We start from the raw sequence: 23,562 nt of genomic DNA, 5'->3' as shown, positions 1-23,562 counted from the left end.
AAATGGATCATTGTTCCATAGCCTGAAGTGTTATGCTTTAAGGCTTTTTGTTACATATAATTATTGTCATATAATTGTAACAACCTTTCTTAATTTTATCTAACAATTAAATGCTACATTCAGCTATTAATTAAAACTACTCTGACCCCTTACACCTTATGCTTAGCATCCGCAACATTGTAAAACAATACGCCGGTCACCGCGCGTTGGATGATGTGAGCCTGGAAGTACCCACCGGACAAATATTTGGTCTTTTAGGGCCAAATGGCGCCGGCAAAACTTCGCTCATACGCATCATTAACCAAATTACCGCCCCCGACTCGGGCGAGATCTATTTTAACGGCGAAAAGCTTAACCAATCGCACATCGAGCGCATAGGCTATATGCCCGAAGAACGTGGCCTTTACAAAAAGATGGCCATTGGCGAGCAAATTGTATACCTGGCCCGCCTTAAAGGCCTGAGCCATGCCGAAGCCACCCGCCGTATTAAAAACTGGTTCGAAAAACTGGAAATACAGGACTGGTGGAATAAAAAGGTAGAAGAACTATCAAAAGGTATGCAGCAAAAAGCCCAGTTTGTGGCTACGGTACTGCACGAACCCGATCTGATCATCCTTGATGAACCTTTCAGCGGTTTTGACCCCGGAAATGCCGAAATTATTAAGAACGAGATACTGGAGTTGAATCAAAAAGGAGCTACCATCCTCTTCTCCACACATCGCATGGAATCAGTTGAGGAGCTTTGTACATCTATTGCACTTATTCATAAATCGCACAAGGTGCTTGATGGCCGTATAAAAGACATTCGTAACTCGTATCGTAATGCTACTTACCTGGTTGAGTACAGCGGCAACCATGCAGAATTAAATGGTTCGCAGCCTTTTACAATGCTTGATGAGGTTTATGCCGATGATGCCTATACCCTGCGCCTTAAGCTTAACAAGGGTGCAACATCTAACGATGTACTGCAATACCTCATACCCCAGGTGAGCGTAAACCGCCTGCAGGAAGTTATACCAAGTGTTAACGAAATATTTATTCAGCAAACCAAATAAGCCATCACATGAACAAAGTTTTACTCATTATACAACGCGAATATATCTCTCGCGTACGCAAAAAAGCCTTTGTGGTAACGGTTTTCCTGGTACCGGCCCTATTGCTGGCTATGTATGCGGTAATGTACCTCATCTACAAAAACAGCAGCGAACTTAACGCCACCCGTACCGTTAAGGTTATTGACGAAAGCGGTCAGTTTAGTGGCAAGTTGCAAAATAAAAGCAATGTAAAATTCGAAAACAGTAATAAACCACTTGCCGAAGCCCGTAAGGAGTTAAAAAAGCATAAGGACTACATTTTGCTTTATATACCTAAAAATTATGTGGGTGTTAAATCGGTACAGTTACTGTCGGAAAAGAAACCCAACATCACCACATCAATGGCTATTGAAAGGCAGCTGAACGACATTGCCACCAACAATAATATGGTTGCCCGTGGTATTGATACCGCTGCTCTTAAAGACATTAAAAGCAATATTAGCATCAGTGCCAAAGAGGTTACCGAAACCGGTGACAAAGAATCGAACGTTGGAGCTTTATATGCAGTGGGTGTGGCCGGAGCCATTATCATTTACCTGTCGTTGTTTATATACGGAGCACAGGTAATGCGTGGCGTAATTGAAGAAAAAACCAATCGCATTATCGAAGTTATCGTATCATCGGTAAAGCCATTTCAGCTAATGTTAGGTAAAATAATTGGCGTTGCTTTGGTAAGCTTAACCCAGTTTTTGGCATGGATCATACTATCGGTTGTGGTAAGTTATTTGGCCAACAAGTATTTTAATGCGCCACAAAGCCCTATGCTTGGTTTGTTTGCAGCTTTAAAAGGTGTCCCGTTTGGTTACATTATTGGTTGCTTCCTGTTTTACTTCCTTACCGGATTTTTGCTTTATAGCGCCTTATTTGCAGCCGTAGGCTCGGCGGTCGACAGCGAGTCGGAAACACAACAGTTTATGTTTCCTATCACCATGCCTTTGTTATTCACTTATCTCATTTCGGTGAGTTTCTTAGCTCAAAACCCCGATAGCTCTTTGGCCGTATGGTTATCAATGATACCGTTTACCGCACCGGTGGCCATGATGGTACGCTTACCGTTCGACCCTGAATGGTGGCAGGTTGCATTATCAATGGGGTTAATGATAGTTGGCTTTATATTTACAACCTGGGTTGCCGCGCGTATATACCGGGTTGGTATTTTAATGTATGGCAAAAAAGCAAGCTATAAAGAACTGGTAAAATGGTTCTTTTATAAAGAATAATCATCCACAAAATCATAAGCGATCCCTGCAAGTTTAAAACATTTGCAGGGATTTTTTATTTTAGAAGCATGACTAACCGCGTAGCCGTAATGGACCTTGGCACCAACACTTTCCACTTACTGATAGCAGAACCTAACACCGGTATTTTTTTCAAGGAGATACGCCATGAGTATGTTGGCGTTAAACTTGGCGAAGGCGGCATTAACGAGGGCACCATTAAAACCGAGGCTTACGAACGGGGCATAAGCACACTATGTAATTTTGGCAAATTTATCGAGCAATACGGTGTTCAATCGGTTAAAGCTATTGCTACATCAGCTATGCGCAGTGCATCAAACGGACAACAGTTTATGGATGAGGTAAAACAGCGTACCGGCATCAGCATAGAAACTATTAGCGGCGATTTGGAAGCTGGCTATATTTACCGGGGTGTTAAAGCATCGGGGTGCCTTAAAGAGCATAAAAGTCTGATTGTTGATATTGGCGGCGGCAGCGTTGAGTTTATTTTGTGCGATGCTCAAAATATCTACTACAAACAAAGTTTTGAAATTGGAGCAGCACGCCTTATGGCCAGGTTTCATAAGGCCGATCCTATTGCTTATGGTGAGATCGAAGCACTGAATGAATATCTGGATGAAAAGCTGGTACCGTTGTTTGAGGCACTTACAGGCCAAAACGTTAAAAATATTATAGGTTCATCGGGAGCTTTTGAAACGTTTGCCGAACTGGTGGAGTTGGACAAAGGCCATACTTTCGACCTTAAAAAAACCGTTACCTACCATTTTGACAATGGCGATTTACTGCATGTTTTAAATAAAATGGTAGAATCGACACACACAGACCGCGCGGCAACCAAAGGAATAATCCCGGTAAGGGTTGATATGATCGTGGTGGCCTCGCTCCTTACCCGCTACCTGATGAACCGTTTGCAGATCAATGATGTGACCATGACGGCTTACTCGTTAAAAGAAGGAGTTTTGGCGGAGTTGTTTGAGGGAATGTAACTCTCAAATTATATCATTAGAGGAACGAGAAATCTTCTCGAATCGGATTAGCCTATAAATCCGAAAAAATCTCTAAATGCGGTTCGAGATGACATTAGATATAAATAAGTTGAAAATTATAAGCTTGCCAGCCTCTTTAACTGCTGGTAAACCTTCTCGGTAGGCAAACCTACCACGTTGGTGTACGATCCTTCTATACGCTCAATGGCGGTAATACCCACCCACTCCTGTATACCGTAAGAGCCGGCCTTATCCATGGGTTTATACTTTTGAACGTAAGTAGTAATTTCTTCATCAGTCAGTTTACGAAAGAAAACTTCAGATACATCATGAAACAGATTATACTTGCCTTTGTACAAGATGCACACACCAGTAACCACCTTATGTACCCGACCGGACAGGCGTTGTAACATTTCGATGGCATGAGCTTCGTTTTCGGGCTTGCCCAGTATCAGCCCGTCAATGGCCACAATGGTATCTGCGGTAAGCACCACTTCGTTGCCAATAGTACCATCATAAGCCCTGGCTTTCTTTTCGGCAATGTAAACGGCTATTTCTTCGGGGGTAAGATCATCAGGGTACGATTCGTCAACTTCCTTCAGTACAATTTCAAAGTCAACGTCCATTTGACGCAGCAGTTCCTGCCGGCGTGGAGATTTGGAAGCGAGGATGATTTTAGGTAAATTCATTGGGAGTTCATGGTTCATAGATGATGGTTCATAGCAAAATTGCTGCAATTATCCATGAACTATGAACCATCATCCATGAACTAAAAGTTACCAGCTATATGCTTCGGCGCCCATCCATTTGCCTTGTATTTTGAGGGCCTTTTCTATTACGTCTCTGGCGCAGCCTCGGCCACCACCGTAAGGTGAAATATACTCGCAAAGCTCTTTAATTTCTTCGGCAGCATCGGCGGGACAAACGGGCATGCCTACCATTTTCATTACTTCAAGGTCGGGTATATCGTCGCCCATGTACATTACATTCATGGGGCTTATGCCTCGTTCGTGAATGTACGCCTTAAAGGTTTCAGTTTTAACGCTGCAACCTAAGTATATATCCTTAATGCCTAAACTGCTAAGGCGGTGAATAGCGATTTTTGAACGGCTGCCCGATATTGCACAAACATTATAGCCGCATTTTACAGCTAATTGCAAGGCATAACCGTCCTTAATATTAAAGGAACGGGTTTGCTCCCCAATTTCGTTCACATACACCGAACCATCGGTTAATACACCATCCACATCAAAAATGAACGTGGTAATGTCTTTAAATTTTGTAAGCAATGTTTTGTAAAGTTTATATCAAATCAAACAATTTTAAGGAAATTATTTAATAAATCCTATAAATTATTATTGATTATCACGCCACTCATACACCCAGGCCGATTGTATCTGCTCCAGATGTCCTTCGTTCGATTCTTCGCGGGTACCTGCAAAGTTAGGGATACTCAATACCCAGTCAATAAGATCGGTAAAGCGTATGCGGTATATTTTCGATTCAGTGAAATCATCGCCAAACTTTTCGTAAAGGCCCATGGCAATATCTTCGTAGTCGTTCCAGTGAATTGGAAGCGCAAACTTATCGTGGTTCATTGTTTTGTTGTTCTCTGTTTTCAATAGTTAGTTGTGAGTTGTCAGTTATCCGTTGTCAGGGAGCATGTCTATTGTAATTTTTTCGGTCAAAAAACTGACAACTGAAAACCCACAACAGACAACCAATTTAATGCCCCATAAATGCCGACTGATCGGGTATACGCACCTCAATATCGCCATCAATAATCACGCATTGGCAGCCCAGGCGCGAGGTGATGCGGGGGTTAACCGCACGGTCAATAAAGTCTTCCTCTTTATCTGATATCTCTTGTATGTTATCCATACCCTTGGTTACGTATACATGGCAGGTACTGCAGCCGCAAACGCCGCCGCAATTATGCTGAAGCTCAATACCATTTTCGAGGCATACATCCAGTACCGATTCCCCTGCGGCTATCGGTAATTCAACCGGTGCGTGATCCGGTTCCTCAAAGCTTATCTTAACTTTAAAAATGTCCATTTCGGCAAAAGTAATAAAATTACTCAACCCTGTGTTGCCCCTCACCCATTTTGATGATACACTGACTTAACAGCTCGTAAATTTCTTTCAGCACAGGCTCGTTGTTTAATAAACCGATATGCGCTTCCATAGTTTTTTTATCGTTACGTATAGCCGGACCAGTTTGCACATTAGCCGGAAACTGAACCTGTACCTTTTCGGCCGTTTCGATTATAAGCGGCCGGAGCAGATTAAAATCTAAATGATGTGCCGCCAAAAGCTGCTGCGCGGTATAATACAGATAATTAGGAAAATTGCATGCAAACACGGCAGAGAGGTGTAATATCTTACGCTTATCGGAACTCACCACATCCACATTATTGCTGATCGTCTGGGCAAGCTCTTTCAGCATGGCGGTCAGGTGTTCATAAGCTCCCTCAACACATAAAGGTACCGTATGAAAGTCAACCTCCTTAGTTTTGCTAAAAGTTTGCAACGGATAGAACACACCTGCATGCTCGGTATGTTTTAATAACACTTGTATAGGCGTAGCGCCAGATGTATGTACTATGGGAATTTGATGATAAGCCAGCTGAGCTGCAATGCCGTCAATGGCATCGTCGGCCGTGCTGATGATGAACAGGTCGGTATCGGGATTAACCTCGCTTATATCGCTAATGGCTTCGGCTTTTAGGTGATAGGCCAACAGGGCAGCATTTTGCGGGTTACGGCTGTAAACCTGTACTATATAATGGCCTGCATTTTTGAGAGCAGCCCCCAAATGGGTAGCCACATTGCCCGAGCCTATGAGGGTGATGCGCATATTTACGTACTGATTTATTGAGGCGAAAGTTAAAAGTAAATTATTAGTTTTAGCAAACTTTAACCGCATGCACAAGTATTTCATTTATTTAGCATTGTGCTTAAACACTACGTTTTTCTTCTCAGCATATTCTCAAAAAAAGCCTGTCAACAGTACGAAATTGCCAATCTCGAAAAAAGCATACAAGTTACACGAGTATGTGCCTTCTGATTGCATTGAAACCAAAAAATACTCTTTAAAACAGCGTTTTAAAGAGTATCCTTTTAATTAAGCTGCCAAAATAGTTGCAGTTTCTTACATGGCCGAGATGGCATTTTCAAGATCTCCGAATATGGTAAAAGATACTTCAGAATTATTTAAAAAGCAACTGTTATCTGGTTTACATTTTAGGAAAAATGGGTTGTTGGATAGCACTACTTTAATAGAAATAAAAACACTAAATAAAGCTCAAATTAATCAACTCAGTAATATTATTTATAACATTTCAAACTCGAAACCGGGCGTTTCTCCAGGTTCGATGTGTGCTCCTTACTATCGAAATGCATTAATATATTTTGATAGAAAAGGCAAAGTATTCGACTACCTGGAAATATGCTTTCAATGCGAACAAACCCGTTCAAAATCAGAGAAATTATATATTGGAAATAATTGCATTCAGAAATTTGACATACTGAAGAAGTTTTTAAAAGGATTAGGGGTAAATTATGCTGAAGGCGATGATAGAGAAAACATAGCCTCAAAGATTATTAACTAAATTTGAACATGTCATACCCTCTGACCACTGCAACACTCCAGGCAATTGAACCGACTAATAAAATTTTGATAGTTATAATAACCTTTTGTTGCAGAAATATAACCTTAAACGAGCCAATAAAATGTCTAAATATTTTCCAATTTCAATAATCTGCCTACTTGTTTTCCTATACTCAGCTTCGGCGCAAACACAAAGTACAAATAATAAAAATAAATCTAAATATGATGCATTCACAGATTTAGACAATTGGAAAAAATCAGATGATGACTGCATTCAGGTTAACAACTATTCAGTAAAAGACCGCTTAAGTAAATATCCATTCAATAAAGCATCGAAAATACTGGCGGTTTCTTATCACAGTAACTCATCTGTAACCCATTTAGAAAAATCTATAAAATCCTTTTCAACCTATGGTCTGCACGTCAAAGAAGGCGTATTAGATTGTGCTACTTTAGTTGAAATTAAACTACTAAACAAGTATCAAATTAATAAGCTAACTAACATCATTTACAATATTACTTATGGTAATGCCCCTATTCATACTGAAGACCATATGAGTTGCTTTATGCCGAGAAACGCATTGATTTTTATAGGCAATAAAGGTAAAGTGTTTGACTACTTAGAAATTTGCTTCGAATGTTTGAATACAGAATCCCTATCAAACCGGATAACCATTGGCACTGTTTGCAATCAAAAGTATCAAATGTTAAAACGCTTTTTTATAGGATTAGGAATCAAAACCGGAACTATATACGAGTAACTATTCTTTCTCCGCCCAATCCAAACCATCCGGCAAATGCTCTTTACTAAACTCAATATGTACCACTCGCCTCTTGCTGCTACCCGTACTACGGTTTGAAGCATGTAATAACAGCGACCGCATAACCATAACACCACCTGCTGCAACTTTACAAACGGTTTCCCTCTCTTCATCCCAATTAATTGTTTCGGGGCGATAGATGCCTTTGGCGTGCGAACCGGGTATGACCTTAAGAGCGCCGTTAGTTTCGTCGGTATCATCGAGGTGAATACGGATCGTAAAGTTTTGTCCGAGGATGCTTAGCGGCGGTTGTACGGCAAACTGATTATGTTTCACCGTCCATGGGCCAAAGCCGGGTGTATCGGTACGCTTGTCTACCGAAATGGTTAAATCCTGGTGATATGCCACAAACCAGTTCGATTTTTCGGGCTTATCAAAGTAAATGGATTTGACCACGAAGTAATCATCGCCAAAAAGCTCTTTAACAAGTTGCTTAAACTTAGTTGTGAAAATAAGCGGCATTACCGACGGCAGTTCTTTTAAAAACTGCCTGATGGCAAACAAATCATCAGTCTTGCGAAAGGTGGGATTGGTAGTGTCGGCCTTTTCAATTTCAGCTATTATGGCCGCTACCTCTGCCCTATTAAAAACATTGCCGATAATGGTATATCCACTATCGGCAATATTATTCAAATGAAGCTGCTTATCCATTAGCTTACTTTAAGCTCTTTGTTTCTGCGGAATATCGACATCAGGAAGCCGATAACCATAATAATGGTACCCGACCAAAAGAAGTTAATGTATGGGAACTCAATGGCACGCATTACGATGTACGACTTCTGACTTTCCGGCTGCTCGTAAACCATAATTTCGAACTTATTTTCAGCAGGTACAATTTTAGTAAACCTGATTTTTAAACCGGCATCGTCAACCTTGCGGGCAAAATCAAAGGTGTTGCCACCCTTAATCATAAACACCGGTTCGGTTTGGTAAGTCTTGTCGTGCGAGTATACATCAAGCGTGGCACCTACGGCTACGTCGTTCTTACCCAATGGAATGTTTTGTAATTTGGGGTTCTTATTCAAATTACGCAAGATCATATATCCCTCGCGGAAGTGGATAGTATCGCCTAAGCCAACTGCATGCAGTACCGGGGCGTTATACTTTTTATCTTCGCTGGCCTGGTCGTGCTCCGAAACTTCGGTAGCACCGGCAGCTAAATCCTGCTCCTGTTTAATAGGCGCGGCGGTAATGTGGGTATATAAATCGCGGAAGAGGTAATGCTTGGTATCGGGCGATGAAACCAATCCTAATTTGGCATTGGCCTGTGAATTTGGTTTTAACACAAAGTGCTCGGTAACCTTGCCGCTGGCATCCATCTTTTTATAATCAACCAAAAAGTAATGGTTTGGAGCCACTAATGAATCGCCAACGTAGGTTACTTTGTAACCGCCCATATCAACAGGTTGATTTTTGTACAGCATGATGTTTTCGCGGGCATCGCCTGCCTTGTCAAAATCCTTAACCTGTATAACACCAGATTCATTTTTTGATACTACCCTACTTGTACCTGCGGCAATTAATGCACCTACCAGCAATAAGGCAAAACCAATATGCGCCACTGCCGAACCGGCCAGTTTAAACTTGCCTTTAAGCGAATCGGCCAGTATTTTACCATTGGCAAGTACACCATAAACGGCGCCAAACATGGCCAGCATAAATACCACTTTAAGCTTATACAAACCGGTAATATAAATTATTAAACCGCTGATAAGGGCAGCCATCACTAAATACACCAGCGTACTGATGAAGAATTTAGCAGGCTCGGTCTTTTTATATTTCAGGAATTGGGTAAAACCTAAAAATAAAGTAACTACCACGGCAAAGCCAGCCTGAAAAATATTATAAAGTGTTATGGGATTTGTTGGAGGCGCTATATTGGTACCAAATATGGCATTCCAAACAGGAAACGAGGTTACAATAACCAGTTGCAAACACGACAAGGCCAAAAACGATGAACCAACGAACACCCAAAACTCACGTGAGTAAGTTTCTTCTTCTTTTTTAGAGAACGGGAGGTCTTTCCAACGCCATATAAGCAGGCCAACCATAATGCCGAAAAATATTAATACATCGATAACCAAATGCCAGAACATACCTAAATCGGTAAAGGCATGTACTGATGTTTCGCCCAAAATGCCGCTGCGGGTTAAGAACGAAGCGTACAGCACCAGCACAAAACTAAGCAGGGTTAACAGTGTAGCTGTAAAGTACGAGTGACCTGTATTTTTATAAACAACCAACACGTGCACAGCAGCAATTAACACCAACCATGGTATAAGTGATGCGTTCTCTACCGGGTCCCAGTTCCAGAAGCCGCCAAAGTTAAGCGACTCATATGCCCAGAACGAACCCATGATAATACCGGTGCCTAATATCATTACGGCAAACAGGGCGTAAGGGATAGCCACAGCCACCCACTCTTTATACCTGCGCTGCCATAAACCGGCCACCGCGTAGGCAAACGGAACTATCATTGACGCAAAACCCAAAAACAGGGTTGGCGGGTGAATAACCATCCAATAGTTTTGCAGCAGCGGATTAAGCCCGTTACCGTCTTTTATGTATTGCAAATAATCTGGGCGACTAAATATAGGTGCTTCAATAGCATCGCGCAGCATAATAAACGGTGAGCTGCCTACGCGTTCGCCAAAAAGTTGAACCCCTATCAGCATCGAGCTTAGCAGCACCTGCGACAAACTTACCACGGCCATCACCGGGCTTTCCCACGATTTGGCTCTCCAGATGAGTATATTACCTAAAATGGCCTGCCAAAAAGTCCATAACCAAAAACTGCCTTCCTGCCCTTCCCAGTAGCTGGAAATAATATAGTAAACAGGAAGCGTGCGTGAAGAATGCGCCCATGCATAATGGTACTCAAACAGGTGATTGTAGATAATGTAGAAAAGGCAGCAACCAATGGCCACTACCGAAAACGTATTTACATAAAAACTCCAGCGGGCAATATTAAACCACGACTTATCAGTCTGATCGGTTTGTTTAGCGGCTAAAAAATAACCAATGGCAGATAGCAATGCCGAACCAAAAGACAGGATAATAAAAGCCTGTCCAAGGTGACCCGGCGTAAGGTTCTCCCCTGTAAAAACTGTATTCATTAAGTAAGATTATATTTTGGCCTGTTTGGCAGAAAATTCAGTGACTTCGAGTTTATCCTCGGTGTATTTTGAAGGGCATTTCATTAAAATTTTTGAAGCATGAAATTCCTTGCCCCTCATTTGCCCGGTAAGTACAATTTGCTCCGAACGCTCAAAATCCTGGGGCTTGGTGCCGGTAAAAACTACTTTGCATTCCTCGCCCTTATTATCGAGCATGAAAAACGAAAAGTAGTTGGCATCTTTAGTTGGGTCGTAATACAATTGTTTATCTTTTACCAAATGGCCTACAATATGCAGCTCTTCGGTAGTGGCTTCGGCATCCTTAAAACTACCGTAAGTGCTTGTAGTTGAATATGTACTAATAATAACTGCTATAGCTACAGCAATAACAATAATACCTAATATGGAACTTTTCTTCATTGAAAATTTACCTCTTGTAAAACAATTTACAAAAATACAAAACGATAAGCTATTACACTTTATTACAACACATATATCTTATTTAGAATTATTCTTAACAATTACTGGTTTTGCATGGCCTTATACAATTTTTCGAGGTCGATGTAGTTATTGTATTGCATAAAGGTTTTACCTATTTGCATCATCAGCTCCTTAGCGGTTGTTTCGTTATCATCTTTGATGAGCGGGGAGTTAATGCTTAATACCCGGCCGTAGGCATAAGTACACAGGTAACTTTGTTTTACCACATTCGATTTATCGCCTGGTGCCAGGTAGTAGCTCCATAACAAAAACGGTTTGCCGTTAATGTTAACCCATTCAGTGGTGCTGGTTATTTCGGCCATGTTGAGTATCTTTTTGGCATAATCAATTTCCGATTTCATGTAACCCAATACCAACTCCCGCTGCTGATCGGCCGTGCGGGCAAGTGTATCATATATAACCGGTGTAAAGGCAAATTGTAAAATCTGTTTACCTACCAATATTACATATGGGTGTTCGGTACTTTTTACCTGATCAGATGCTACATCAAGCGTTATAGCATGCTTGCGACTGGTAAATACTACCCTCACCCCAAACTTTGCTTTGATGGTAGCCGTTTCAAAATACTCGGGCGGAGCTTGCTGTGCGAATGATGTTGTTATAGATAATATGAATAAAAAAGCGCTCAGAATAAATTTCATGCGGTAAAAATATGAATTGTTATGGGTATTGTGCCATCAAACAAAAATAGCGATAACCATTACAGTTATCGCTATTTGAATATAAAACGCCAAAAGTCTTGGCTCCTGGCTCTTAGTTCTTGTTTCTACAACAAATCACGGCCACACGCCCAAGTTCTGGTACGATACCGCAATTTTGTTGATGGCACCAACAAATGCAGCAACGCGCAAGGTTTTAGCCTCGGGGTTGTTGCGCAAGGTTTCGCGTATTTCGTGGTATGAACGGATCATGGTATCTTCTAAACCCGAATTTACCAGTTCCAGTTCAGATGCTCCTTTGATGATAGTTTCACGCTGTAACGGGGTTAATGATACGCCGGTAATACCTTCAACCATGTTAACGATGTTGAGGTTGGAGTTTTCCTCGAACCTGCGGTTAATACGGCCGAATGATACGTGTGAAAGGTTTTTCAACCCACTCAAAGTAGGACACGGTTACACCGCCGGCGTTAGCATACATATCAGGTACAATGATGCCGCCTTTTTCGTAAAATATGGCTTCGGCTTCAGGAGTAGTTGGGCCATTGGCACCTTCTACAATAATTTTAGCCTGAATGTTGCGTACGTTTTCGCCGGTTATCTGGTTTTCTAAAGCAGCAGGAACTAATATATCACATGGTTGCTCCAAACCTTCGCCCGAACGGGTAAACTCTTTTTTAGCACCCGGGAAACCCAAGATAGAACCGGTTGCTTTGCGATGCTGGAATACAGCGTCGAAATCCAAGCCGTCTTCGTTATAAACAGCACCTTCAAATTCGCAAAGGCCAACTATGGTAGCGCCAAACTCGGTTAAAAACTTAGCCGAATAGTAACCTACGTTACCTAAACCTTGTACGATAACTTTTTTACCGGTTAAGCCTGCAGTTAAGCCAAGGGCCTGCATGTCTTCGGCTACGCTAACACACTCACGGGCGGCAATGGCCACACCACGACCGGTAGCTTCTCTCCTGCCGGCAATACCGTGTAAGGCAATTGGTTTACCGGTAACACATCCTAAGGCATCGCCCTGGTTAGGGTTCATGGTGGCATAAGTATCGGCAATCCAGCTCATTTCGCGTTCTCCCGAACCATAATCAGGGGCGGGTACATCGATATTAGGACCTATGAAATTCTTTTTAATTAATTCTACCGTATAGCGGCGGGTTATATTCTCTAACTCTTGTACGGTATAGTTTTTAGGATTGATTTTAATACCGCCTTTAGCACCACCGAAGGGAACGTTTACAATAGCACACTTGTACGTCATTAACGCCGATAAGGCCATAACCTCATCTTCATTAACCATTTCGCTGTAACGTATACCACCTTTAGTTGGCGATTGGTGGTGAGAGTGCTCAACGCGCCATGCATCGATAACCTCAAAACCATTGCCCTTACGTATGGGGAAACGGAAGCGGTAAACGCTGTTACATGATTTGATCTGGTCTAACAAACCGGCATCGTGTTTGGTAAATTGAGCTGCGTGATCAAAGTTGGCGCACACATCGGCAAAGAAATGCGTGTCCTGATCGGAATTTACTATGTTGCTCATATATGTATTGGGTTAAATAATTGGTAAAATTTACGCAATAGGTAGTTGATTAAAGTAATGTAACACACTTTAAAGGTCAAAAAAGTTTTAGTCCATTTGCTTTTCAATACGGGTTAAGCGCCTATCAATGCTAAACAGGTAAATGGCTAAACCAATAAATATAATGGCTATGGTGCCAATAACCACGTATATTTTCCCCTCGCTGCGCATGGTATCGGCCATTTCAACTTTTTGTGCAAATGCGGTGGCGTATCCCATTAACAACAGGGTTAAACAAAGTATTCTTTTCATGTGAGATTAAAGCGAGTTGTTCTTGTTTTCAATTAAACGAATACGGTATCTTAAAGTTGCGATCCATAGGGCAATAAGCATCCACCCAATAAAGGGCCGGATACAACACGGCACGCATTTCATTGGTCATGTCATACTTGCCAAAAGCAGGGTTTCCGCCATTGCCGGGGTGCAAGGAATCGGTCATGCGCGGCAGTATAAACAGCAACACCAGCATAATTGGAAAGGCAAAAATATTATAGATGGCTGATATGCGAGCCCGTTTTTGCTCTTCATCAATTGCATTACGTAAAACCAAATAAGCACAATAAAGCAAAAATGCTATAGCAGCGCTATTTTGTTTAGGATCATTGCTCCAATACTCACCCCAGGCATAGCGTGCCCACAGCATACCTGTTAATAAACCTAATATGTAAAATATAATACCGGTATTTACACTTTCAACAGCAATAAGGTCATATTCCTCTTCACCACTGGCCAGGTAACGCACGCTGTAAAACACCGAAACGCCAAATACCAAAAACATAGCCATCCACATGGGGACATGGAAATATACATTGCGTATGGCCTCGTGTAAAATAGGTAAACGGGGTACAGTTAATAAAAATCCGGCTATCAGGGTATATAATACCAGCACAATGCCTAAAACCTTCCACCAACTTTGATATATAAATTTCATAAAAATTGACGTGCAAAAGTAAAACAAATTACCTCAAATTACTATGCTTACATAGTAAAATAAACTTAAGCAGTTACGGCTTTGCCCCTTTTATGTAGGGCGGCGTATAACTTGCCGATGGCACAAAATCAACTGGCAGTAACTCAGCTATCTTATTTTTAGACCATGAGCCCTCAAACAAAGGGCTTGGCGATGTAACTACCGAGCCGTTATTATCAAACAATATATATGGCGTGTTCAACGTAACTACACTGGTTTCAAAGTTTTCCCAGTCCAGCGGGCGGTAAATATCTTTAAAATCCTGCGTTTCGTGTTTTTTGGTATACGTTACGTACAGGCATTCCGGGAAACCCATTACGTAAATGCCTTTGCGGTCGGTTTCTTTAACCACCTGGTCAACCCTTATGGGGTCGCGGTAAAGGTTATCGAAATACTTTTGCAGTTGATATTTGTTATACCAGTACTGCACCGAATCGCGGTTTACGCCATCAAATTTATCTAACTTGCGTTGTATAACCGCATCGGGCGGGCGCTCGGGATTAGGCCTGCGAGCCAGTATACGCATTACAAAACCATTTTTATCAAAGTTACCATCAACCAGCGAACGAAAGAACTGCATAGCCGAGCCATAGTAAATATCCTGTCGGCGCTGTTCCCAAAGTTTCTTTTGTGCATCGGTTCCAGGCAGTTCTTCGTACAACACCCTCCCCTGCCATGATATAATATTGTTCAGTTTATCGCTCTTAAAATCTTTGAGCAAAAACTTAATCCGGTACCCCAATGCCTTATTTTCGATATTGATAAAATCGTATGATAGCGCTGTAAGTGTGCGCTTGGTTTTGCTGTATATTAAAACCAGATCGTGCGGATTGGATATTTTGCATTGCCGGGCATAAGCCGATGTGCCAAAAAACTCGGTGAGGAACATGGCATAATTAGCCTTCCAGTTAACGTTATTGGTAACAATAACATCCTGTAACTGCATTACGCGCTGCTTGAGTTCGATATTGAGGGTTATGGGTGTGGCACCAACCAGTATCTGCTGGGTAAAATCTTCATACCCTACCGATGTGGCTACTAAATCATATTGCCCGGGCCTGATGTTGCGAAGGGTAAAATTACCATCCTCATCGGTAGTGGCGCCAACGGTTGCATTGCTTAAAAACACACTTACTTTGGCCAGCGGAGCCTTGCCATCGGCACGAATAACTTTACCGGTAATAGTTCCGTTTTGGGCATAAACCACGCAAGGCAACCATATGCACGCAAGCAGTAAAATGGGTAAACGGAAATACAGTTTGGCCGGCATTAATATTTTATAACTATCGAGGTTGTTCAAATATAAAATTTATGGTGATGTGGTTAATTAATCGCGCCATAAATATGGGAACAATATAAGCGAAACTACCACTACAATAACATTTATTAAGGCCAAAACGCTAAAGTTGCTGTACGTTAAACTACGCTCCACACCATCCATAGCACTTTTACTAATTTTAACCAGCAGCATAATTACCGGTATAATAACCGGGAAACTCAAAATAGCCATCAGCGTACCATTATTGCCCGCCTTGGCTGCAATAGCCGATACCATGGTAAACACTGTAGAAAAAGTAATGCTCCCAGTTAATACCACTAAAAAGTACCAAAAACCATCGCCCACGGTATTGTTAAAAAACAAGGTATAAACCACTAAAGCCAGCAGACTTAACAAAGTCATAAGCAGGGCATTGTAAATGGTTTTGGAGAGTATAATAGCATGCGGACTGGCAATAGTGTAATAATACAGCAAACGGCTACGGCTCTCCTGCAAAAAGCTTTTGGCAATAGCATTAACCGAAGCAAACAGGATGATGATCCAAAACAACACGTTCCATACCACCGGGTAGCCCTGGCTATGGGTAAAGCCGGGCGTTAGGTTAAAAGCTATGTAGCACACAAAAACGGTTGATACAATGTACAACAGCACCCCATTAAAGGCATACTTAGAGCGCCATTCCAACAAAATTTCTTTCCTGAGCAAATAACCGGTTTGGCGCAATAATTCCATCGGTGCAAATATAGAATTTATTAAGTTTGTGTTGGTGGCACAAAAACGCACCAATGCACTGCGTAATGAAGATTTTATTACATCAGTGCCTCCTGTTGCGATACCTTATTTACACCAATTGCTTCCCTTTTGAAATATCGATCAACTTCTGCATTTTTTCATGCAGATGGTGGGGCTGGAATGGTTTGGATAAAATATCGTTCATACCTGCAGATAGGGCCTGCTGTTGTTCATGATCGAACGTGGCGGCTGATAACGATATGATCGGGATGCTGCGTTTAGGCTCGGCAAAGTTCATGCGTATGTTCTTGGCGGCATCATATCCATTCATTTCGGGCATATGGGTGTCCATTAGTATCAGGTCAAAATCTTTGGCCAATAACTTATCCAATACTTTTTGCCCGTTATCTACAATTTCAAAGTTAACGTTCCAGTCTTTCAGCATTTTCGACATCATGAACTGGTTCACCAGGTTATCTTCGGCCACCAAAACATGTACATCAATAAACGGCACTAACGCTTTTTTAGGTGTCAGATCTTTGATCTCAGCCTTAGGCGTATCGGTCACAGCATACCAGTTGGTAAAATTAAATACACTGCCAACGCCTATCTGGCTGCTCACGGTAAGTTCGCCACCCTTAAGTTCAATCAGTTTTTTAACAATGGTTAAGCCTAAACCGGTACCGCCGTATTTTACCAGCGTATCGTCTTCGGCCTGCTCAAACGAATCGAATATTTTGGCCAGTCGATCAGACGCTATACCTATACCGGTATCAGTAACGCTGAATTTAATTTTAACGTTGCTATCAACTTTTTGCAGCACCGAGAGCACCAGTTTAACATAACCGCGCTCGGTAAACTTAATAGCATTGCTCAACAGGTTCATCAATATCTGGTTGAGGCGCAGGGCATCAAACAACAAGCAATTTGGTACGTCGTTATCAATTTCGAGCAACAGATCGATGTTCTTTTCATCTGCTTTATATTTCAATAAATCAAATGTTGCCTGTACAATTTGCCTGATATCGTTTGGCTTACGTATAATGCTGAATTTTCCTGCCTCTATTTTCGATATATCCAACACATCGTTAATAACACCTAATAACGATTGTGAGGATACATCCAGTAAATCAACTATATTTCTTTGATGTTCATCAAGCTCACCTTTGCGCAACATATTGGTTAAACCAATAATGCCGTTTACCGGGGTACGCAACTCATGGCTCATGTTGGCCAAAAAGCTCTCTTTTACCTTGCGGGATGCATCGGCGGCGTCTTTTGATTTAATGAGCTCCTGCTGGTAGCTTTTTTGAGGAGATACATCGCTGATATTGATAAAAAGGATTTTGTTGCTGTAGGTAATACGGCATTCGGCCCAAATGGTATGCTTATCAAAAGTTTCAAACTGGTACTCGGCTACGGCATATGCCAGGTTGTTATTCACAATTTCCGACAGCTTTTTACGAAACTTTGAATGCTCATGTGCTGCCGCTAAATCAATAATACTTTTATTGTCAAGCTCGGCAACCTGGTAGCCCAAAATTTTGCTTACAGCCTGGTTAATACTAAGTATGCGGAAGGTTTTTGCATCAACCGTAGTGATAATATCGGCCGAATTTTTAACCATAATGGCAAAATTCTGAAGTTCTTCGTTTTTGGCTTTAATATCTTGCTGATGTTGTGCAAGTTGTATGAATGAATCGACCTTAGCGGCTGTAATATATGGGTCGAGGGGCTTGTAAAGATAATCCACAGCGCCGGTGCCAAAGCCCTTAACCGCGTATTTAGATTCTTTAGAGATAGCTGTTACAAATATGATGAGAATATCTTTGGTCCGTGGATTTGCCTTTAACATTTCCACCAGCTCAAAACCGTCAATATCAGGCATCTGTACGTCAACCAAGGCAATGCTAATGGGGTTTTCCCATGCTATACGCAAAGCCTCATTAGGTGATGTTGTAGATAGAATATTAATGTCATCGCGCCTGAGCAAAGCTTCCAGCGCTATGATATTTTCTTCTCTGTCATCAACTATTAGTATATTAACACTCATATTATTGGATAAAGTTACATAAAATGAGGGCTAAACCTCTAATAGCTGAAATATTTCACTTGCTTTCAACACATAATCGGCCGCATTAATATTTATAGCGGCCATTGGCATATCCCTCATCTCTGCATCAGTGGGGTCTTGTACGATGGTTAACGATCCATTGTTACGTAATTTTAATAATCCCTCTGCCCCATCCTGATTAGCTCCCGATAATAGTATAGCGGTACAGTTACCTTTGAATACCTCGGCAGCGCTTTCAAACGTCACATCAATAGATGGTTTTGAGTACCAAACCGGTTCAGATACATCTAAACTAAATTGTTTCTCATTTTCAATCAGGGTGTGGTAGTTGGCGGGGGCAATGTAAATAGAGTTGCTATCTATAATGTCCTTATCGCTTATTTCGCGAAGGTACATACGGCTATTTTCGGCGAACAGTTTTTCAATTTCGCTGAAAAAGTTTTTTTTCCTGTGAATAATAATGATAACCGTTTTATTAAGATCACGTGGCAAATGCTTTACCGCATGAAAAAGCAACTTGAAAGAGCCGGCCGACCCTGCAAGCAGCAGCACTTTTGAATTTTGCCACCTCCTCTTAATATCAGCATTAAGCTCCAATTTTTTGGTATATGTTTTCTTTGGAATTAATGGTTTTAAAACGCTTTTTAAACGCTTCAGACCGTATGGCCTCTTTGCTACCCAGGCATAAAAAACCCAGCGGACAAAGGCTACGGTAAAACAGGTCTAATATTTTTTCCTGCAAGTGCGATTCGAAATAAATAAACACATTGCGGCAACTAATCAACTGAAATTCGTTAAACACATTGTCGGATATTAAATTATGTACCGAAAACAGCGTGTTTTGCTTTAACTCCGTATGAATACTTGCGGCATCATACAAAATGGTAAAATGATCGGTTATGGTGCCGGGCAAACCACTGTACTGGTAATTTTCGGCATATGATTTTATTTTACGCAGGCTGTAAATTCCTTTTTTAGCTTCTTTAAGTACCTCGGTATTAATATCGGTGCCGTATATAAACGATTTATTCTGCAAGCCGGCCTCACGCAAAAGTATGGATAATGAATAAACCTCCTCGCCCGACGAGCAACCCGCACTCCAGGCTTTTATATGCTGAAAGGTTGACAAGTAAGGCAATATCTGGGTGTTAAGTGCCTTGTAAAAATGAGGGTCGCGAAACATTTCGGTTACATTTACAGTAACCTCCTCCAAAAAATGCTGAAAAAATACAGGATCATTAACCAGTAGATGCTTCAAATCATAAAATTCAAGCTTTTTAAGCTGCATAACACGGGTTATGCGTCGCTTTAATGAAGCCTTTGAATACCCCGAAAAATCAAATCCATGTATTTTTTTTACTACGTTTACCAGCTCGTTTATATCAGTTGGCGTTAAACCTTCCGCTTCTGTACTATCATTAATCATAAATTACCCTTCTAACCACAATTGCATCAATGATATAAGCCTGTCCATATCAATTGGTTTGGTTATATAATCATTTGCCCCGGCCGCTAAACATTTTTCCCTATCCTCTTTCATGGCCTTGGCGGTTAATGCTATTACAGGTAATTTACTCCATTTGTTTTGTTTTCTTATTTGGCGGGTTGCTTCATAGCCATCCATTCTGGGCATCATAATATCCATCAGCACTATATCAACCCCAACAGTGGTCTCCAACTTTTCGAGGGCTTCGTCGCCATCGTTAGCTATCTCCACTATCAAATCATACTGTTGCAGTGCGCTGCTGAGAGCAAAAATATTGCGCATATCATCGTCAACAATCAGCACTTTTTTTGCCTTTTAGGCTTTCCTTACCTTTTGAAGGTGCAGCTGCTTTGGGCGCCTCGGCCGGTGATGGCCCCGAGCTTACCTTGTGCAGGAACAGGTTAACCTCATCGATCAACCTATCGGCCGATTTATTGGTTTTCATAACCATGGCATTGGCATACTGCATCAGGCGGTTAACCGATGTTTTATCCAGCTCCATGGCCGTGTTTACGATCACAGGTAACTCGGCAAACTTATCAATAGCTTTAACGCGATCTAACAAATCAAGCCCCGATTCATCGGGAAGGTTTAGGTCGAGAATAACGCACTGGTAATCGTTTTGCTGAAGCATATTAAAGGCCTGCTCGCCGGTAAACGCCTGATCAACGGCAATGCCTTGTCTTTGCATCAGGTCTTTGAGAGCCTGGCTTTGCGCCTCATGATCTTCAACCAGCAATATTTGCTTAAATGCAATACCGCTTTGGCTCATCATGTCGTTAAATAACTTGTCGAGCGTTTCGGTATTAATAGGCTTCTTCATGAAACTGATAGCCCCTTCCTTACGCACACGATTGGCAGCCGCCTCTCCTGCCGACATCAGGTGAACCGGAATATCTTTGGTTGCACTATCAGCCTTCAGTTCTTTTAATATCTGCCAGCCATCTTTACCCGGAAGCATAATATCAAGTATTACAGCATCGGGCATATTATCCTTAATAAATTCGGCAGCGTTACCACCCTCGTGCAGCATGAGTGCCTCATAGCCGTGATCGCGGGCATAATCTTGCAATATATCGGCAAAATTGTGATCGTCTTCAACAATTACGACCAAAGGCGTGGTGCGTCCGGGTTTAAGTATTTGCGCCTGCGAAGCCGGTTTTAATGGTTCAGATACCGGCATTTTTGCCTTGTATTCTTCAACTGTAGGCACATGTTGTTCCTCTTCATTTGCGGTTGGAGTACCTGTTACCGGAATGGTCAAAGTAAATTCAGCTCCCTCACCAACCTGACTGGTCAAAGTAATTTCGCCACCTAAAAGAGATGCCAGTTCTCGGCTTATTGACAAACCTAAGCCTGTACCACCGTACTTACGACTGGTTGAGCCATCGGCCTGCTGGAATGCTTCAAAAATAAGACGCTGTTTCTCGGGGGCGATGCCTATACCACTATCTTTAATGGCAAAAGCAACCGTATTCTCTTTTTTACCGGGAGATACTTTGAGCGAGATATTGCCTGCCTCGGGCGTAAACTTAAACGCGTTCGACAGCAGATTTTTAATTACCTGCTCTACGCGCACTTTATCGGTAAATATGGTAGCCTGTACGCCGGTAATGTTGTTGGTAAAGTTGATCTTTTTATTGTCTGCCACCTCTGAGAACAGCAGTTCCATGTCTTTAACAATACTATCTACCTTAATATGCTCAAACTGCATTTCCAGCTTGCCCGATTCAATTTTCGACAAGTCGAGAATATCGTTAATTAAGGTGAGCAAATCATTACCGGCATTGAAAATTACACTGGCATATTTAATTTGATCAGAATTAAGGTTATCGGCCTTATTGTCTTTTAATATACGGGCCAATACTAATATGCTGTTAAGTGGAGTACGCAGCTCGTGACTCATGTTGGCCAAAAACTCCGATTTGTATTTGCCAGTAGTTTCCAGTTCATTAACCTTAAGATTAATAGCTGCCCGGGCTTCTTCAATAGCCTGGTTCTTTTCTTCGAGTAAGCTGGCTTTTTCTTCAAGTTCGGCATTAATAGTACGAAGCTCTTCCTGCTGAACGCGCAACTCTTCTTCCGAAGCCTGCAGCATTTCGGTTTTATTGAGAAGCTCTTCATTCGTAACGCGCATTTCCTCTTGTTGTGCCTCCAGCTCTTCGGCCTGTTGCTGGGTTTCTTCAAACAGGTCGTGCATTATGGTACGGGCCTGTGCGGTGTTGATGGCAATGCCAATATCTTCGGCAGCTGCTAATATATAATCGCGGTTTATATCGCTTACCTCTTTCTGAAAGGCAACTTCCATTACACCTTTCAGCTTTTTATCAAAAAAGAAAGGCACGATCATAATTTCGGCCAGTTCCTGGTCAATTATCGAGGTTTGAAGTTTAAGTTTATCATTCAAGTTCCCCTTTATAGTGGCAGCTTTTTGGTCTTGAGCAACCTGCCCCATCCAACCTTCAGATAGTTTTATTTTAGGCTTAAGGGCAGTTATATCATGAAAAGCATAGTAAGAGTATAAATCTAAATGCTCATCATTTTCATTATATAAATACAGGGTACCGCTTAGCGCATTGGTATATTTACAAACTTCGCTCAATACGTTTTCCGACAGCTCCTTCTCATTTTGCTGGCCCTGCATCTTCTCGTTCAACTGCCCAACGCCGGTAAGCAACCAGTTCTGCGCTTCGTTTTCGGCAAGTACAGCGCCCAGCTCGGCATTGGCATTTTTAACCTCTTCCTCGGCTTTTTTCTGTTGTTCGAAAGTTTTTTGTATATAGAAGAAAAGCACAATAATAATGATCAAAAACACAGCAGAACCAACTTCGGTAGCCAATATGGTTTGATCGGCAGCTTGCTGTGTTTTTTTCTTACTAATGTCAAGTGAGCGGATTTCTACATCGTTAATATCGGCAACAAGCTTACGCACCTGGTCCATCACTTCTTTGCCTTTAAGCAGCATACCACTTTGAACCACGTAATCCAACCCTTTGGTATCACGCATATCAATGTTGTTCTTCATCGTTACCAACTTATCATTGGCAGAAGTGATCAGGTTATTAATATTCTCTTGCTGATCGGGGTCGTTTTCAACTAAACCTTCGAGTTTGGTAAGGTTTAACCCAAGCTTAGTTACGGTAGCTTTATATGGGTCTAAAAAGGCTGTTTGACCGGTAGCTACATAACCACGTGTGCCCGTTTCAGCGTCAATTAATAACTGAAGTGTTTGCCGTGAAGCAGTTACGAGTTGCTGACTATGATCTACCTCTTCCTGGTTCTGCTCTAATTGCCTTATGCTTTTATAAGAAAATATACCTAAAGCAAAAACCAATATAATAGCAACGGCAAAGCCGATCATTACCTGCGCACGAAAATTTAATTTAAACATGTTATAGGTTA

At 41.7% G+C, this 23,562-nt stretch carries 22 protein-coding genes and 2 pseudogenes; 5 read left to right on the top strand and 19 right to left on the bottom strand.

What is annotated here, in order from left to right:
• Nucleotides 1-158 precede the first annotated feature (158 nt).
• From QE417_RS23510 to QE417_RS23500, 3 genes are all read left to right on the top strand, one after another.
• Nucleotides 159-1,055, top strand: coding sequence for an ABC transporter ATP-binding protein (locus QE417_RS23510; RefSeq protein ID WP_311954522.1), 897 nt, complete (start codon nt 159-161; stop codon nt 1,053-1,055).
• Between the two features lie 8 nt (nt 1,056-1,063).
• Nucleotides 1,064-2,314 (top strand): ABC transporter permease, encoded by a 1,251-nt coding sequence (locus QE417_RS23505; RefSeq protein WP_311954520.1) that lies wholly within the window; start codon nt 1,064-1,066, stop codon nt 2,312-2,314.
• A 68-nt stretch (nt 2,315-2,382) separates the two neighbouring features.
• Nucleotides 2,383-3,318 carry a Ppx/GppA phosphatase family protein gene (locus QE417_RS23500; RefSeq protein ID WP_311954517.1) on the top strand — a complete coding sequence of 312 codons (936 nt, stop codon included), beginning with the start codon at nt 2,383-2,385 and terminating at the stop codon, nt 3,316-3,318.
• A 116-nt stretch (nt 3,319-3,434) separates the two neighbouring features.
• Here QE417_RS23500 and QE417_RS23495 read toward each other — a convergent pair whose 3' ends face one another.
• From QE417_RS23495 to QE417_RS23475, 5 genes are all read right to left on the bottom strand, one after another.
• Complete coding sequence (locus QE417_RS23495) at nt 3,435-4,025, bottom strand: Maf family nucleotide pyrophosphatase (protein WP_311954514.1); 591 nt, start codon at nt 4,023-4,025, stop codon at nt 3,435-3,437.
• A 69-nt stretch (nt 4,026-4,094) separates the two neighbouring features.
• Complete coding sequence (locus tag QE417_RS23490; protein ID WP_311954510.1) at nt 4,095-4,607, bottom strand: KdsC family phosphatase; 513 nt, start codon at nt 4,605-4,607, stop codon at nt 4,095-4,097.
• Between the two features lie 66 nt (nt 4,608-4,673).
• On the bottom strand, nt 4,674-4,916 hold the full coding sequence (iscX, locus tag QE417_RS23485; RefSeq protein WP_311954507.1) for a Fe-S cluster assembly protein IscX: 243 nt from the start codon (nt 4,914-4,916) through the stop codon (nt 4,674-4,676).
• A 127-nt stretch (nt 4,917-5,043) separates the two neighbouring features.
• Entirely contained in the window at nt 5,044-5,376 is a 333-nt protein-coding gene (locus QE417_RS23480; protein ID WP_311954505.1) for a 2Fe-2S iron-sulfur cluster-binding protein, read from the bottom strand.
• A 19-nt stretch (nt 5,377-5,395) separates the two neighbouring features.
• On the bottom strand, nt 5,396-6,178 hold the full coding sequence (locus QE417_RS23475) for a Rossmann-like and DUF2520 domain-containing protein (RefSeq protein ID WP_311954502.1): 783 nt from the start codon (nt 6,176-6,178) through the stop codon (nt 5,396-5,398).
• Nucleotides 6,179-6,476: 298 nt separating this feature from the next.
• On the opposite strand from QE417_RS23475, the gene QE417_RS23470 reads away from it, so the two are divergent.
• Together QE417_RS23470 and QE417_RS23465 are read left to right on the top strand one after the other, a co-directional pair.
• Nucleotides 6,477-6,932: a hypothetical protein gene (locus tag QE417_RS23470; protein WP_311954500.1), complete on the top strand. Its 456-nt coding sequence runs from the start codon at nt 6,477-6,479 to the stop codon at nt 6,930-6,932.
• A gap of 121 nt (nt 6,933-7,053) precedes the next feature.
• Nucleotides 7,054-7,692: a hypothetical protein gene (locus tag QE417_RS23465; protein ID WP_311954498.1), complete on the top strand. Its 639-nt coding sequence runs from the start codon at nt 7,054-7,056 to the stop codon at nt 7,690-7,692.
• On the opposite strand, the gene QE417_RS23460 is transcribed toward QE417_RS23465, so the two are convergent.
• The 14 genes and pseudogenes from QE417_RS23460 to QE417_RS23395 all read right to left on the bottom strand — a co-directional run bounded on the left by QE417_RS23460 (nt 7,693) and on the right by QE417_RS23395 (nt 23,551).
• Nucleotides 7,693-8,403 (bottom strand): phytanoyl-CoA dioxygenase family protein, encoded by a 711-nt coding sequence (locus QE417_RS23460; protein ID WP_311954495.1) that lies wholly within the window; start codon nt 8,401-8,403, stop codon nt 7,693-7,695.
• A complete protein-coding gene (gene ccsA / locus QE417_RS23455; RefSeq protein ID WP_311954493.1) occupies nt 8,403-10,868 on the bottom strand; it encodes a cytochrome c biogenesis protein CcsA in 2,466 nt (821 codons plus the stop codon). Before ccsA (QE417_RS23455) ends, QE417_RS23460 begins: the two co-directional genes overlap by 1 nt.
• A 9-nt stretch (nt 10,869-10,877) precedes the next feature.
• Nucleotides 10,878-11,288: a cytochrome c maturation protein CcmE domain-containing protein gene (locus tag QE417_RS23450; protein ID WP_311954490.1), complete on the bottom strand. Its 411-nt coding sequence runs from the start codon at nt 11,286-11,288 to the stop codon at nt 10,878-10,880.
• Between the two features lie 101 nt (nt 11,289-11,389).
• Nucleotides 11,390-12,010 carry a hypothetical protein gene (locus QE417_RS23445; protein ID WP_311954487.1) on the bottom strand — a complete coding sequence of 207 codons (621 nt, stop codon included), beginning with the start codon at nt 12,008-12,010 and terminating at the stop codon, nt 11,390-11,392.
• Between the two features lie 135 nt (nt 12,011-12,145).
• Nucleotides 12,146-13,580, bottom strand: a pseudogene (locus QE417_RS23440) (Glu/Leu/Phe/Val family dehydrogenase).
• 87 nt (nt 13,581-13,667) lie between these two features.
• Nucleotides 13,668-13,871, bottom strand: a complete 204-nt coding sequence (locus QE417_RS23435; protein WP_311954485.1) for a CcmD family protein — start codon at nt 13,869-13,871, stop codon at nt 13,668-13,670.
• A 6-nt stretch (nt 13,872-13,877) separates the two neighbouring features.
• Nucleotides 13,878-14,541 (bottom strand): annotated as a pseudogene (gene ccsA, locus QE417_RS23430) (cytochrome c biogenesis protein CcsA).
• Between the two features lie 82 nt (nt 14,542-14,623).
• Entirely contained in the window at nt 14,624-15,889 is a 1,266-nt protein-coding gene (locus tag QE417_RS23425; RefSeq protein WP_311954483.1) for a carboxypeptidase-like regulatory domain-containing protein, read from the bottom strand.
• A gap of 27 nt (nt 15,890-15,916) precedes the next feature.
• Nucleotides 15,917-16,600 (bottom strand): heme exporter protein CcmB, encoded by a 684-nt coding sequence (locus QE417_RS23420; RefSeq protein WP_311954482.1) that lies wholly within the window; start codon nt 16,598-16,600, stop codon nt 15,917-15,919.
• A 109-nt stretch (nt 16,601-16,709) separates the two neighbouring features.
• The gene (locus QE417_RS23415; RefSeq protein WP_311954479.1) at nt 16,710-18,653 is read right to left on the bottom strand and encodes a hybrid sensor histidine kinase/response regulator; all 1,944 of its coding nucleotides are present in this window, start codon (nt 18,651-18,653) and stop codon (nt 16,710-16,712) included.
• 30 nt (nt 18,654-18,683) lie between these two features.
• Nucleotides 18,684-19,271, bottom strand: a complete 588-nt coding sequence (locus QE417_RS23410) for a chemotaxis protein CheB (RefSeq protein WP_311954476.1) — start codon at nt 19,269-19,271, stop codon at nt 18,684-18,686.
• Nucleotides 19,261-20,100: a CheR family methyltransferase gene (locus tag QE417_RS23405; protein ID WP_311954473.1), complete on the bottom strand. Its 840-nt coding sequence runs from the start codon at nt 20,098-20,100 to the stop codon at nt 19,261-19,263. Before QE417_RS23405 ends, QE417_RS23410 begins: the two co-directional genes overlap by 11 nt.
• A gap of 3 nt (nt 20,101-20,103) precedes the next feature.
• Nucleotides 20,104-20,463 (bottom strand): response regulator, encoded by a 360-nt coding sequence (locus tag QE417_RS23400; RefSeq protein ID WP_311954471.1) that lies wholly within the window; start codon nt 20,461-20,463, stop codon nt 20,104-20,106.
• Nucleotides 20,450-23,551, bottom strand: coding sequence for a response regulator (locus QE417_RS23395; protein ID WP_311954467.1), 3,102 nt, complete (start codon nt 23,549-23,551; stop codon nt 20,450-20,452). The genes QE417_RS23400 and QE417_RS23395 overlap by 14 nt, the downstream gene beginning before the upstream one ends.
• Between the last annotated feature and the right edge of the window lie 11 nt (nt 23,552-23,562).

The sequence above is a fragment of the Mucilaginibacter terrae genome, from assembly GCF_031951985.1.
GTDB lineage: Bacteria > Bacteroidota > Bacteroidia > Sphingobacteriales > Sphingobacteriaceae > Mucilaginibacter > Mucilaginibacter terrae_A.
Note: the sequence above shows the minus strand (reverse complement) of the source record. Positions and strands in the feature narration are given on the sequence as shown.

Coding starts and splice junctions, on each gene's coding strand:
- QE417_RS23510 (WP_311954522.1), top strand. CDS start 159: ATGCTTAGCATCCGCAACATTGTAAAACAATACGCCGGTCACCGCGCG.
- QE417_RS23505 (WP_311954520.1), top strand. CDS start 1,064: ATGAACAAAGTTTTACTCATTATACAACGCGAATATATCTCTCGCGTA.
- QE417_RS23500 (WP_311954517.1), top strand. CDS start 2,383: ATGACTAACCGCGTAGCCGTAATGGACCTTGGCACCAACACTTTCCAC.
- QE417_RS23495 (WP_311954514.1), bottom strand. CDS start 4,025: ATGAACCATGAACTCCCAATGAATTTACCTAAAATCATCCTCGCTTCC.
- iscX (WP_311954507.1), bottom strand. CDS start 4,916: ATGAACCACGATAAGTTTGCGCTTCCAATTCACTGGAACGACTACGAA.
- QE417_RS23480 (WP_311954505.1), bottom strand. CDS start 5,376: ATGGACATTTTTAAAGTTAAGATAAGCTTTGAGGAACCGGATCACGCA.
- QE417_RS23475 (WP_311954502.1), bottom strand. CDS start 6,178: ATGCGCATCACCCTCATAGGCTCGGGCAATGTGGCTACCCATTTGGGG.
- QE417_RS23470 (WP_311954500.1), top strand. CDS start 6,477: ATGGCCGAGATGGCATTTTCAAGATCTCCGAATATGGTAAAAGATACT.
- QE417_RS23465 (WP_311954498.1), top strand. CDS start 7,054: ATGTCTAAATATTTTCCAATTTCAATAATCTGCCTACTTGTTTTCCTA.
- QE417_RS23460 (WP_311954495.1), bottom strand. CDS start 8,403: ATGGATAAGCAGCTTCATTTGAATAATATTGCCGATAGTGGATATACC.
- ccsA (WP_311954493.1), bottom strand. CDS start 10,868: ATGAATACAGTTTTTACAGGGGAGAACCTTACGCCGGGTCACCTTGGA.
- QE417_RS23450 (WP_311954490.1), bottom strand. CDS start 11,288: ATGAAGAAAAGTTCCATATTAGGTATTATTGTTATTGCTGTAGCTATA.
- QE417_RS23445 (WP_311954487.1), bottom strand. CDS start 12,010: ATGAAATTTATTCTGAGCGCTTTTTTATTCATATTATCTATAACAACA.
- QE417_RS23435 (WP_311954485.1), bottom strand. CDS start 13,871: ATGAAAAGAATACTTTGTTTAACCCTGTTGTTAATGGGATACGCCACC.
- QE417_RS23420 (WP_311954482.1), bottom strand. CDS start 16,600: ATGGAATTATTGCGCCAAACCGGTTATTTGCTCAGGAAAGAAATTTTG.
- QE417_RS23415 (WP_311954479.1), bottom strand. CDS start 18,653: ATGAGTGTTAATATACTAATAGTTGATGACAGAGAAGAAAATATCATA.
- QE417_RS23405 (WP_311954473.1), bottom strand. CDS start 20,100: ATGATTAATGATAGTACAGAAGCGGAAGGTTTAACGCCAACTGATATA.
- QE417_RS23395 (WP_311954467.1), bottom strand. CDS start 23,551: ATGTTTAAATTAAATTTTCGTGCGCAGGTAATGATCGGCTTTGCCGTT.